The sequence below is a fragment of the Burkholderia anthina genome (genome assembly GCF_001547525.1).
GTDB classification, from domain to species: Bacteria; Pseudomonadota; Gammaproteobacteria; order Burkholderiales; family Burkholderiaceae; genus Burkholderia; species Burkholderia semiarida.
This window is the reverse complement of the sequence record NZ_CM003769.1, coordinates 234,006-248,093: the sequence shown is the minus strand read 5'-3', so window position 1 is coordinate 248,093 and position 14,088 is coordinate 234,006. Positions and strand designations below refer to the sequence as shown.

At 71.0% G+C, this 14,088-nt stretch carries 2 protein-coding genes; one reads left to right on the top strand and one right to left on the bottom strand.

Annotated features, from left to right (window positions below; all coding sequences use genetic code 11):
- Positions 1 to 20: 20 nt before the first annotated feature.
- Positions 21 to 479, bottom strand: coding sequence for a (2Fe-2S)-binding protein (locus WS64_RS17325; protein WP_059577675.1), 459 nt, complete (start codon positions 477 to 479; stop codon positions 21 to 23).
- A 732-nt stretch (positions 480 to 1,211) separates the two neighbouring features.
- Between WS64_RS17325 and WS64_RS17320 the strand changes: the two genes are divergently transcribed.
- A complete protein-coding gene (locus WS64_RS17320) occupies positions 1,212 to 13,925 on the top strand; it encodes an autotransporter-associated beta strand repeat-containing protein (RefSeq protein WP_060967108.1) in 12,714 nt (4,237 codons plus the stop codon).
- Positions 13,926 to 14,088: the final 163 nt, after the last annotated feature.

The window sequence follows — 14,088 nt, the reverse complement described above, 5'->3', positions numbered from 1 at the left end:
GTCAATGTCTCCCGGCAGGCTCAGGCAAGCGCGCCGGCCGCATCGTGAATCGCGGCGCGGATGCGCTGGTAGGTCGCGCAACGGCACAGGTTGCCGGCCATCGCGCGGTCGATGTCGGCATCGGTCGGCGCCTTGTTGCTCCGCAGCAGGCCGGCCGCACTCATCATCTGGCCGCTCTGGCAGTAGCCGCATTGCGCGACGTCGTGCCGGATCCACGCGTCGAGGACCGCCTTGCCGACCGCATCGTCGGCGAGATGTTCGGATGTCGTGATGCGCGCGCTGCCCACCGCCGACAGCGCCAGCGTGCAGCTTCGAGCGGGGCGGCCGTCGACGTGAACGGTGCAGGCGCCGCAGTCGCCGGTGCCGCATCCGAACTTGGTGCCGGTCAGCCCGAGATTGTCGCGCAGCACCCACAGCACCGGTGTCGACGGATCGGCATCGATCTCGGCCGGCCGGTCGTTGATGTTCAACGTCACCATCGTGAAGTTCTCCCTTGGACACCTCGTTATCGTTCGAGAAACCAAACCGCTGCGCGGCGGATGTGAATTCATTAAAGCAGATTGGCGAATAAATCAGCGTCCCTGAAACTGGTTTTTTCCTTTCTTAATAATTTCCCTGCTTCGGTTAAAGCGTGAAATTCACATCCATCATACGAATCGATGAATATTCCAGAAAGATTGTTGAGTTTTGACAAAAATATGTTTGCCGCGTGGAAAACGTTTGCGGGTCGTGTCTATATTTGTCTCGAGATCACACCGGGAGGCTTATGGACCGAATATTGGGCGCCAGAAAACCTGTACGCGAATCATTCGCAATAGGGTTGATTCGGCGTCCGGTTATTCAGTGTTCGTTTACGACGACAGAAGGGGTTGATGGAAATGGAGAACAGCGCGTTCGTCGTTTGATCTGTACAGGTACAGATGCCATGCGTGCGGATTCACGAGCCAGCGTGTGCTTTACCTCCGTGAAGCAGGAATCTCCAATAACTGAAAAAATTACCGGGCAGGGGTCAAAAGTAAAAGATGCCGATTAAATAATGCTGGTTGATTAATTCCTGATTGTTTTTAATTCGGCCATCCGCATCGGACTGATGGCGGGGCGGCGTTTTTCCAAAAAACATCGAATGGCGTATTCCGGTATTTGCCTCCGGCATTTTGAATGCGTGGACGGAATACCCGCTGTCGTCGATTCTCTTATGGGAAGGTGTGATTATGCGTATGCGCATGGGATCGAACAAAAAGCGCGCGGAAGCACGTCCGAAACTCCTCGTTCCGACCGGCGTGCTGGTCGCGCTGGTCGGCGCCGGGATCGTCCCCGTCGACGCGCTGGCGGCCTGCACCGGAACCACGACCGTCAGTTGCAGCGGAGCCAGCACGTCCTATTCGAACGGCGCGAACAATCTCAACCTGACCGTCGAGCCCGGCGCGACCGTCTCCGTGGTGCCGTTGATCGGCGGCACCGCGCTGTCGCTGACGGGCAGCGGCGTCACGCTGACCAACAACGGCAGAATCGACCCCGCATTGTCCGGCTTGAGCCTCGTGTCGAACGGCACGGTGGTCGGCAATATCGCGTCGGCGAGCACGGTCAACGTCACGAACGCCAGCTCGGGCGTGATGATGGGCTCGACGAGCTCGCTGCTCAACGGCCCGGCGTTGACGGTGTACAACGGCATCGGCGGTACGACGAACATCACGAATGCCGGCACGATCGGCACGACCGGCCTGCCGGGCTTCAGCGCGGGGCCCACCGCGCAGGTCGTCACCACGTCGGGCGGAGCGCAGGCCAACTTCACCAACGCGAGCGGCGGCACGATCAACGGTTCGGTGGTGCTCGCGCCCAGCGGGACGCCGGGCGCCGGCAACACGTTCACCAACGCCGGCACCGTGACGGGCAACGTGTCGCTCGGCGCGTCCGCCGGCACGTCGAACACGTTCAATGCGCTGACCGGATCGTCGGTCGGGCTGGGCGTCGATGCCGGGCTGGGCGGCAACAATACGCTGAACCTGCAACTGAATACCGCGACCGGGAGCCCCGCGAACGGCGCCATCGCGATCGATACGTACGGCAATTTCACGCATCTCGCGGTTCAGGGCGGCACGTGGAACATTACCGGCGCGTCGAGTGCGGCCGACGCGTCGCTGGCCGGCGGCACCGCGATCATCAACAATAGCGCGGGGCTGGGCGTGGGGACGATCGTCGCCGGCGGCGGCACGCTGGAGGCCGGCGCGGCCGGCCTCAACCTCCTCAACGACGTGACGCTCGGCGCGGGCTTGACGGTGGACGGCGCGACCGGGCTCGCGCTGTCGGGTACGATCGCCGGCGGCGGCGCGCTGAACGCGAGCGGCACCGGCACGCTCGCGCTGAACGGCGCCAATTCGTTCACGGGAGGAACGAATCTGACGGGCGGCGGCGGGCTCGTCGTCGGCACCGGCACGGCGCTCGGCACGGGCGCGCTGAACGTGAGCGGCGCGGGCGGCACGCTCGGCACCAGCGTCGGCGGCACGTTGCTCGGCAATGCGGTGAATATCGATACCGGCGTGACGCTGGGCCTGACCGGTTCGGCCAGCCTCGGCCTCGGCGGCACGATCGCCGGCAACGGCAGTCTCGCGCAAAGCGGCACGGGGACGACGACGCTGCTCGGCGTGAACACGTTTTCGGGCGGCACGGCGCTGAGCGGTGGCGGACTGATCGCCGGCAATGGCGCGGCGCTCGGCAGCGGCGCGCTGCATGTGACGGGGGCGGGCGGCGCGCTGGCGACGAATGTCGGCGGCACGCTGCTCGGCAATGCAGTCAATCTCGATGCAGGCGCCACGCTCGGCCTGAACGGCGCGGCCGATCTGAGCCTCGGCGGTGCGATCGGCGGGAACGGCGGCCTCGCGCAAAGCGGCACGGGCGTGACGACGCTGCTCGGCGTGAACACGTTTACGGGCGGCACGGCGCTGAGCGGCGGCGGGTTGATCGCCGGCAATGGCGCGGCGCTCGGCACGGGGGCATTGAACGTGTCCGGCGCGGGCGGCACGCTCGCGACGAGCGTCGGCGGCACGCTGCTCGGCAATGCAGTCAACCTCGGCGCGGGCGCGACGCTCGGCCTGAACGGCGCAGCCGATCTGAGCCTGGGCGGCGCGATCGGCGGGAACGGCAGCCTGGCGCAAACCGGCGCCGGTACCACGACGCTGCTCGGCGCGAACACGTTTTCCGGCGGCACGGCGCTGAGCGGCGGCGGATTGATCGCCGGCAACGGCGCGGCATTGGGCACGGGCGCACTGAACGTGGTCGGCACGGGCGGCACGCTCGCGACGAACGTCGGCGGCACCGTGCTCGGCAATGCAGTCAACCTCGGCGCGGGCGCGACGCTCGGCCTGAACGGCGCAGCCGATCTCGGCCTGAGCGGCGCGATCTCGGGCGCGGGCGGCCTGGCGCTCGGCGGTACCGGCGCGACGACGCTGTCCGGCGCGAACACGTTCACGGGCGGCGCGAGCCTGACGGGCGGCGGCAGCCTGATCGTCGGCGGCGGCACGGCGCTCGGCGTAGGCGGCGCGTTGAACGTGAGCGGCCTCGGCGGTTCGCTGAGCGCGGATCTGGCGGCCGGCGCGGCGCTTGCGAACGGCATCAACCTGAACGGCGCATCGTTGACGCTGAACGGTGCGAACGACCTCGGCCTGAGCGGCGCGATCGGCGGCACCGGCGGCCTCGTGCTGAGCGGCACGGGCACGACGACGCTGTCGGGCGCGAACACCTTCGGCGGCGGCACGACCCTGAGCGCCGGCACGCTGCTCGCCGGCAGCAATACGGCGCTGGGCGCCGGCGCGCTGAACGTCACGGGTACGGGCGGCGCGTTGGGCGCGAGCGTGAGCGGCACCACATTGGGCAACGCGGTCAACCTCGGCACGGGCGCGACGCTCGCGTTGACCGGCGCGAACGATCTCGGCCTGAGCGGCACGATCGCCGGTAACGGCGGTCTCGCACACATCGGCTCGGGCATCACGACGCTGCTCGGCGCGAACACGTTCACGGGCGGCACGACGCTGAGCGGCGGCGGCATCCTTGCCGGCAACGGCAGCGCACTCGGCACGGGCGCGCTGAACGTGACGGGCGCGGGCGGCTCGCTCGGTACGACCGTCGGCGGCACGGTGCTCGGCAACGCGATCCAGCTCGGCGCGGGTGCGGCGCTGACGGTTGGCGGTGCGAACGATCTCGGGCTGAGCGGGATCATTTCCGGTACCGGCGGCCTGTCCGTGAACGGCCCGGGCACGACGACGCTCACCGCGGCCGAGACGTTCACTGGTGGCACCACGATCGGCGGCGGCACGCTGGCGATCGGCGCGGGTGGCAGTCTCGCCGCGTCGAGCCCCGTGAACCTGACCGGTGCGAGCGCGCAGTTCAGCATCGCCGGCGCGACCACGCCGCAGTCGATCGGCACGCTGTCGGGCGTCGCGGGTTCGGCGATCGATCTCGGCGCGAACAACCTGACGCTGGCCGGCAGCGGCAGCGGCGTCTTCGCCGGCAACATCGGCGGGGCGGGCGGGCTGACGCTTTCCGGCACCGGCTCGCAGGCGCTCACCGGCAACAACACGTATGCGGGCGGCACGGCGCTGACGGGCGGCAGCCTGCTCGTCGGCAGCGGCGCGGCGCTCGGCCTCGGCGCACTCGATGTCGACGGTTCGGCTTCGCTCGGCGCGAGCGTGCCGGGCGTGACGATCGGCAACGCGATCAATCTCGGTACCGGCGTCACACTGGGGCTGAACGGCGCGAACGATCTCGGCCTGAGCGGCACGATCGCCGGCAACGGCAGCCTTGCGCAAACCGGCTCGGGCACGACGACGCTCGGCGGCACGAACACGTACACGGGCGGCACGACGTTGAGCGCCGGCGGGCTGATCGCCGGCAACGGCAGCGCGCTCGGCACCGGTGCCCTGAACGTGAGCGGCGCGGGCGGGACGCTCGCGACGAACGTCGCCGGCACCGTGCTGGGCAATGCGGTGAACCTCGGCGCTGGCGCGGCGCTGGGGCTGAACGGCGCGGCCGACCTGAGCCTCGGCGGCGTGCTGTCGGGCGCCGGCAGTCTTGCGCAAACCGGCACCGGCACGACGACGCTGCTTGGTGCGAACACCTTCACGGGCGGCACGACGCTGAGCGGCGGCGGGCTCATCGCGGGCAACGGCAGCGCACTCGGCACCGGCGCGCTGAACGTGACGGGCGCGGGCGGCACGCTCGGCACGAGCGCGGGCGGCACCGTGCTCGGCAATGCGGTGAATCTGGGCGCGGGCGCGACGCTGACGGTTGGCGGTGCGAACAATCTGGGCCTCGGCGGCGCGATCTCGGGCGGCGGCAATCTGTCGGTGAACGGCCCGTCGATCACGACGCTGACCGGCGCCGGCACGTACACCGGCAACACGACGATCGGCAACGGCAGCACGCTGGCGGTCGGTGCGGGCGGCAGCCTGTCGGGCGCCAGCCTGTTCGATCTGGCCGGCGCGGGGGCGACGCTCGACCTGAGCGCGGCCACGTCGCCGCAGACGACGGGCGGGCTGGTCGGCACGGCCGGCGCGGCGGTGAACCTCGGCGGCAATACGCTGACGCTCGGCGGCGCCGGTAACGGCACGTTCGGCGGCACGATCGGCGGTGCGGGCGGGCTGACGCTGTCCGGCACCGGCACGGAGACGCTGACCGGCGCGAACACTTACACGGGCGGCACGACGATCAACGGCGGCACGCTGGCGATCGGCGCGGGCGGCAGCCTCGCGGCGGGCGGCGCAGTGAATCTGGGCGGAGCCGGTGCAACGTTCGACCTGAGCGGTGCAGCGCTGCCGCAGACGATCGGCGCGCTGTCGGGCGTGGCCGGTTCGACGGTGAATCTCGGCGGCAACGGCCTGACGCTCGGCGGCGCCGGCAGCGGCACGTTCGGCGGCACGCTCGCGGGCGCGGGCGGCAGCCTGACGCTGGCGGGCACGGGCACCGAAACGCTGACCGGGGCCAACACGTATACGGGCGGCACGAACCTGACCGGCGGCGGCACGCTGGTCGCCGGCAGCGGAGCGGCGCTCGGTACCGGCGCGTTGAACGTCGCCGGCGCGGGCGGCACGCTGGCCGCGAGCGTTGCGGGCACGACGCTGAACAACGCAGTGACTCTCGGCACGGGCTCGGCGCTGACGCTCGGCGGCACGAACGATCTGGGCCTCGGCGGCATCATCGCAGGCGGCGGCAGCCTCGCGCAAACCGGCAGCGGAACGACCGCGCTCACCGGCGCGAACACCTACACGGGCGGCACGACGCTGAGCGCCGGCGGCCTGTCGGTCGGCGACAACCTGGCGCTCGGCACGGGCGCACTCAGCGTCACCGGCAGCGGCGGCACACTCAACGCGAGCACGGCGAACCTGCTGCTGGCGAATGCCGTCGATCTGGGCGCCGGCTCTGCGCTGAATCTCGGCGGCGCGTTCGACTTCGGCTTGAGCGGCATGATTTCCGGCGCAGGGGGCGTGGTGCAGTCCGGCTCGGGCACGACCACGCTCGGCGGTGCGAACACCTATGGCGGCGGGACGACGTTGAGCAGCGGCGGACTGAGCATCGGCAGCAATACGGCGCTCGGTTCCGGCGCATTGAACGTGACCGGCAACGGCACGCTGAACGCGAGCGTGAGCGGCACGACGCTCGGCAACGCGGTCACGCTCGGCGCGGGCGCGACGCTCGGGCTGAACGGTGCGAACGATCTCGGGCTGAGCGGCACGATTTCCGGCAGCGGCGGCCTCGCGCAGACCGGCGCGGGCACCACGACGCTCACCGGCACGAACACCTATGACGGCGGCACCACGTTGAGCGGCGGCGGGCTCATCGCCGGCAACGGCAGCGCGCTCGGCACGGGCGCGCTGAACGTCACCGGCGCGGGCGGCTCGCTCGGCACGAACACGGCAGGCACGACGCTCGGCAATGCGGTGAATCTCGGCGCGGGATCGACGCTGACCGTTGGCGGTGCGAACGATCTCGGGCTGGGCGGCGGGATCTCGGGCAGCGGCGGCCTGTCGGTCAGCGGCCCGTCGACGACCACGCTCACCGGCGTGAACACCTATACCGGCAACACGACGATCGGCGGCGGCAGCACGCTGGCGGTCGGTGCGGGCGGCAGCCTGTCGTCGGGCAGCGCGCTCGATCTCGCCGGTACGGGCGCGACGCTCGACATCAGCGCGGCGACCACGCCGCAAACGAGCGGCATGCTGTCCGGCGTAACGGGCACGAACGTGAACCTCGGCGGCAACACGCTGACGCTGGCCGGCACCGGCAACGGCACCTATGCGGGCACGATCGGCGGCACAGGCGGGCTGACGATGTCGGGCGCCGGCACCGAAACGCTGACCGGCACCAACACGTACACCGGCGCGACGACGATCAACAGCGGCACGCTGGCGATCGGCGCGGGCGGCAGCCTGTCGGCGAGCAGCCCGGTGAACCTGGCCGGTGCGGGTGCGACCTTCGACGTGAGCGGCGCGACCACGCCGCAGACGACGGGCACGCTGTCGGGCGTGGCGGGTTCGACCGTGAACCTCGGCGGCAACAACCTGACGCTCGGCGGCACGGGCAACGGCACGTACGGCGGCACGATCGCCGGCGCGGGCGGCAGCCTCACGCTGTCGGGCAGCGGCACCGAAACGCTGACCGGCAACAACACGTACACGGGCGGCACGAACCTGACCGGCGGCGGCACGCTGATCGCGGGCGGCGGTTCGGCGCTCGGAACGGGCGCGCTGAACACGAGCGGCGCGGGCGGCACGCTCGGCACGAGCGTCGCAGGCACGACGCTGACCAATGCGATCAATCTCGGTTCGGGCTCGACGCTGACGGTCGGCGGGGCGAACAACCTCGGGCTCGGCGGTGCGATCGGCGGCAGCGGCAATCTCGCCGTGACTGGTCCGTCGACGACGACGCTCACCGGCGCCGGCACGTACACCGGCAACACGACGATCGGCGGCGGCAGCACGCTCGCGGTCGGCGCGGGCGGCAACCTGTCGTCGAGCAGCGCGATCGATCTCGCCGGCGCGGGCTCGACGCTGGACGTGAGCGCGGCCACGTCGCCGCAGACGACCGGTACGCTGTCCGGCGCAGCGGGTTCGGCGGTGAATCTCGGCGGCAATACGCTGACGCTCGGCGGTTCGGGCAACGGTACGTTCGGCGGAACGGTCGGCGGCACGGGCGGGTTGACGCTGTCGGGCACCGGCACCGAAACGCTGACCGGCAACAACACGTACACGGGCGCGACGACGATCAACAGCGGCACGCTCGCGATCGGCGCGGGCGGCAGCCTGTCGGGCAGCAGCCCGGTGAACCTGGCCGGTGCGGGCGCGACGTTCGACGTGAGCGGCGCGACCACGCCGCAGACGACGGGCTCGCTGTCGGGCGTGGCCGGCTCGACGGTGAACCTCGGCGGCAACAACCTGACGCTCGGCGGCACGGGCAACGGCACGTACGGCGGCACGATCGCCGGCGCGGGCGGCAGCCTCACGCTGTCGGGCAGCGGCACCGAAACGCTGACCGGCAACAACACGTACACGGGCGGCACGACTCTCGCCGGCGGCGGCACGCTGATCGCGGGCAGCGGTTCCGCGCTCGGCACGGGGGCGCTCAACACGAGCGGCGCAGGCGGTACGCTGGCCGCGAGCACGCCCGGGACGACGCTTGCCAACGCGGTGAATCTCGGCAGCGGCTCGACGCTGACGGTCGGCGGCGCGAACGATCTCGGCCTCGGCGGCGCGATCGGCGGCAGTGGCAACCTCGCGGTGAATGGTCCGTCGACGACGACGCTGTCGGGCGCGAACACCTACACCGGCAGCACGACGATCGGCGGCGGCAGCACACTCGCGGTCGGCGCGGGCGGCAGCCTGTCGGCTGGCAGTGCGATCGACCTCGCCGGCACCGGCGCCACGCTCGACCTGAGCGCGGCCACTTCGGCGCAGACGACCGGCGCGTTGTCGGGTGGCACGGGCACGAACGTCAACCTGGGCGGTAACACGCTGACGCTCGGCGGCGCAGGCAGCGGCACCTATGCGGGCGTGATCGGCGGCACGGGCGGGCTGACGTTGTCGGGCACCGGCACCGAAACGCTGACCGGCACCAACACGTACACCGGCGCGACGACGATCAACAGCGGCACGCTCGCGATCGGCGGCAACGGCAGCCTGTCGTCGAGCAGCCCGGTCAGCCTGACGACGGCCGGCGCGACGCTCGACCTGAGCGGCGCCGCGTCGCCGCAATCGACGGGCGCGATCTCGGGCGTGGCGGGTTCGACCGTGAACCTGGGCAACAACAACCTGACGCTCGGCGGGTCGGCCAGCGGCACGTACGCGGGCAACATCGCCGGCACGGGCGGCGTGACGATGTCGGGCACCGGCACGGAGACGTTGACGGGCAGCAATACGTACACGGGCGCCACCACGATCAACAGCGGCACGCTGGCGATCGGCGCGGGCGGCAGCCTGTCGGGAACGACACCCGTGAGCCTGACGGGTGCGGGCGCAACCTTCGACCTGAGCGGCGCGACGACGCCGCAGACGACGGGCACGCTGTCGGGCGTGGCCGGCTCGACGGTGAATCTCGGCGGCAACAACCTGACGCTCGGCGGCACGGGCAGCGGCACGTATGACGGCACGATCGCCGGCGCAGGCGGCAGCCTGACGCTGGCCGGCACGGGCACCGAAACGTTGAATGGCGCCAACACGTACACGGGCGGCACGAGCCTGACCGGTGGCGGCACGTTGATCGCGGGCAACGGCTCGGCGCTCGGCACGGGTACGCTGAACACGAGCGGCGTGGGCGGCACGCTCGGCACCAGCGTGGCCGGCACGACGCTGACCAACGCGGTGAACCTTGGCGCGGGGTCGACGCTGACTATTGGCGGTGCGAACGACCTGGGCCTGGGCGGCGCGATTTCCGGCAGCGGCAACCTCGCGGTGAATGGTCCGTCGACGACGACGCTTACTGGCGCCAACGCGTACACCGGCAACACGACGATCGGCAACGGCAGCACGCTGGCGGTCGGCGCGGGCGGCAGCCTGTCGGGCGGCAGCGCGGTCGATCTGGCCGGTGCGGGCGCGACGCTCGATCTGAGCGCGGCCACGACGCCGCAGGCGACGGGTGCGTTGTCGGGCGTGTCGGGTTCGACCGTGAACCTCGGCGGCAATGCGCTGACGCTCGGCGGTTCCGGCAGCGGCACGTACGGCGGCACGATCGCGGGCGCGGGCAGCCTCACGCTGGCGGGCACGGGCACCGAAACGCTGACCGGCACGAACACGTACACGGGCGGCACGAGTCTGACGGGCGGCGGCACGCTGCTGGCCGGCAACGGCTCGGCGCTCGGCACCGGTGCGGTGACGACGAGTGGCGCGGGCGGCTCGCTGGGCACGAGCGTGGCTGGCACGACGCTGACCAACGCGATCGATCTCGGCGCGGGTTCGACGCTGACGGTCGGCGGTGCGAACAATCTGGGCCTTGGCGGCGCGATCTCGGGCAGCGGCAATCTCGCGGTGAACGGCCCGTCGACGACGACGCTCACCGGCGCCGGCACGTACACCGGCAACACGACGATCGGCAACGGCAGCACGCTGGCCGTCGGCGCGGGCGGCAGCCTGTCGGCGGGCAGCGCGCTCGATCTCGCGGGCGCGGGGGCCACGCTGGACCTGAGTGCCGCGACGACGCCGCAGACGACGGGTGCGCTGTCGGGTGTGTCGGGCTCGACCGTGAATCTGGGCAGCAACACGCTGACGCTGGCCGGTTCCGGTAACGGAACGTATGGCGGCACCGTGGCCGGCACGGGCGGTTTGACGCTGTCGGGCAGCGGCACGCAAACGCTGACGGGCACCAACACGTACACGGGTGCGACGACGATCAACAGCGGCACGCTCGCGATCGGCGCGGGCGGCAGTCTGTCCGGCAGCAGCCCGCTGACGCTGACCGGTGCGGGCGCAACGTTCGACGTCAGCGGTGCGACCACGCCGCAAACGACGACCGCGCTGTCGGGCGTCGCGGGTTCGACGGTGAACCTCGGCGGCAACAACCTGACGCTCGGCGGGGCGGGCAGCGGCACGTTCGGCGGCACGATCGCCGGCGCGGGCGGCAGCCTCACGCTGGCGGGCACGGGCAGCGAAACGCTCACGGGCGCCAACACCTACACGGGCGGCACGAACCTGACGGGTGGCGGCACGCTGATCGCGGGCAGCAACACGGCGCTCGGCACGGGCGCGCTGAACACCGGCGGCGCGGGCGGCACGCTGGCCGCCGGCACGCCGGGCACGACGCTGACCAATGCGGTGAACCTCGGGACGGGGTCGACGCTGACGGTGGGCGGCACCCATAGCCTCGGCCTGAGCGGCCCGATCTCGGGCAGCGGCACGCTCGCGCTCGGCGGCCCCGCGACGACGACGCTTTCCGGCGCCAACACCTACACCGGCGGCACCAGCGTCACGGGCGGCGGCACGCTGGTGGCCGGAACGTCGACCGCACTTGGCAGCGGCACGCTGACTGTGGGCGGCAACGGCGGCACGCTCGGGACCAGCGTGCCCGGCACGACGCTCGCCAATGCCGTGAATCTCGGCACGGGTTCGACGCTGACGGTGGGCGGCGCGAACAGCCTCGGCCTGAGCGGGCCGATTTCGGGCGGCGGCAACCTGGCGGTGAGCGGCCCGTCGACGACGACCCTCAGCGGCGCGAACGCGTACACGGGCGGCACGACGATCGGCAACGGCAGCACGCTCGCGGTCGGCGGCAGCGGCAGCCTGTCGGCCGGCAGCGCGCTGACGCTGGCCGGCAACGGCGCGACGCTCGACGTCGGCGCGGCCACGACGCCGCAGACGACGAGCGCGCTGTCGGGCGCGGCAGGTTCGACCGTGAATCTCGGCGGCAATACGCTGACCGTGGCGGGTCCGACGGGTGGCACCTTCGGCGGCACGATCGCGGGCACCGGCGGCTTCGCAGTGCAGGGCGGCGGCACGCAGACGCTGACCGGCGCGAACACGTACACCGGCGGCACGACGATCGGCAGCGGCAGCGCGCTCGCGCTCGCCGGCGCAGGCAGTCTCGCGCCGACGAGCCCGGTGATTCTCGCGGGCAGCGGTGCGACGCTGAACCTGGCGGCTGCGGCCGCGCCGCAGGCGATCGGCACGTTGTCGGGTACGACCGGCTCGAACGTGAATCTCGGCAGCACACCGCTGACGGTCAACACCGCCGGCACCAGCACGTTCGCCGGCACGCTGTCGGGTACCGGCCCGCTGACGCTGGCCGGCACGGGCGCGCAGGTGCTGAGCGGCACGAACACGCTGTCGGGGCCGACCGCCGTGACGGGCGGCACGCTCGCCGTCACCGGTTCGCTGGCCAACTCGCCGGTGACGGTCGGCAACGGCGCGACCGTCACCGGGACGGGCACGATCGGCGGCCTGGTCGTATCGGGCGGCGGCACCGCATCGGTCCTCCAGCTCGGGCAGCCGCTGAAGGTCGCGGGCAACGCGACCTTCCAGCCCGGCTCGACGCTGCAGGTCGGCGCCACGCCGCAACAGAGCGGCGGCCTCGACGTGACCGGCTCCGCCACGCTCAACGGTGGGTCGGTACAGGTCGTCGCGGCGACCGGGCAATACCAGCCGGGCAAGCTCTACACCATCGTGAATGCCGGCGCGGGCGTGCAAGGGCAGTTCAGCGCGGTGAACTCGACGTATGCGTTCCTCACGCCGACGCTCACGTACAACCCGGCGCAGGTGCTGATGTCGCTGGCGCCGAACGGCACGCCGTTCTCGTCGGTCGCGACGACGCCCGACGGGCAAGCGGTGGCGGGCGCGGTCGGCACGCTCGGCGCCGGCAACCCGCTGTTCGATACGGTGCTGACGTCGGATGCGCCGACCGCGAACCGCGCGTTCACGCAACTGGCCGGCGATCTGTATCCGAGTACGCGAAGCGTGCTGCTGTCGGATAGCCGCTACGTGCGCGACGCGGTGCTCGATCGTGCACGGCTCGGTTCGCAGCCGGGCGGGGCGCTCTGCGGATGCGAGGCGCCGGTGTCGGCGGACGATCACGCGGCGGCGCTCGACCGGCGCATGGCCGCGGAGAACGGCTGCACGCCGGCCAAGTCGTACAAGCCCGCGGTGTGGGGCCGGCTGTACGGCTCGCATAGCCGGTTCGACGGCGACGGCGTCGCTTCGATCGATCGCAACCTGTACGGCTTCATCGTCGGTACGGATGCGGAAGTCAGCAGCCACTGGCGCGTCGGTATCGCGGGCGGCGCGTCGCGCAGCCAGCTCAATACCGACCAGAACGAGTCGGCGAAGGTCAACGGCGGGACGATCGCGCTGTACGCCAGCGGCCGATACGACGCGTGGAACGTGCGCGGCGGCGTGTCGCAGTCGTGGTACCGCGTGCATAGCGCGCGCAATCCGTCGTTCGGCAGCTTCGCCGATCACGATACCGCGAGCTACGACGCGAGCGCGACGCAGGTGTTCACCGAGATCGGCTACTCGACGGCGATTCGCAACGTCGCGCTCGAACCGTTCGTCGGGCTCGCGTATGCGAGCCTGCACGCCGGCGGCTTCAAGGAGAACGGCGGCGCGGCGGCGCTGCAGGGCGATTCCGACACGACCGGCCTCGGCTTCTCGACGCTCGGCGTGCGGGCGTCGACGGACGTCGCGGTCACGACGAAGGGCAAGATCACGACCTTCGGCACGATTGGCTGGCGGCATGCGTTCGGCAACACGCAGCCGGGTTCGACGCTGTCGTTCGCGAGCGGCGGCGCACCGTTCAGCGTGGTCGGCGTGCCGATCGCGCGCGATGCGGCCGTGCTCGAGGTCGGTGTCGATGCGGCCGTGACGAAGAACCTGTCGATCGGCCTGTCGTATAGCGGCCAGCTCGGCGGCAACATCAGCGATCACGCGCTGTACGGCAATCTGCTGTGGAAGTTCTAAAGGGAGGGCGGCGGCCGCTTGCGATGAAGTCGTCGTGAGCGGCCGATCGTTTGTCGATGGTTCGATGATGGTGGGTTTTCAGATTCGCATTACAGAAGTTTCGTGATGCGACCGACGCCACGTCGTTCATTCCCGACGCATACGCCGCACGCCGCATGCACAA

Coding starts and splice junctions, on each gene's coding strand:
- WS64_RS17320 (WP_060967108.1), top strand. CDS start 1,212: ATGCGTATGCGCATGGGATCGAACAAAAAGCGCGCGGAAGCACGTCCG.
- WS64_RS17325 (WP_059577675.1), bottom strand. CDS start 479: ATGGTGACGTTGAACATCAACGACCGGCCGGCCGAGATCGATGCCGAT.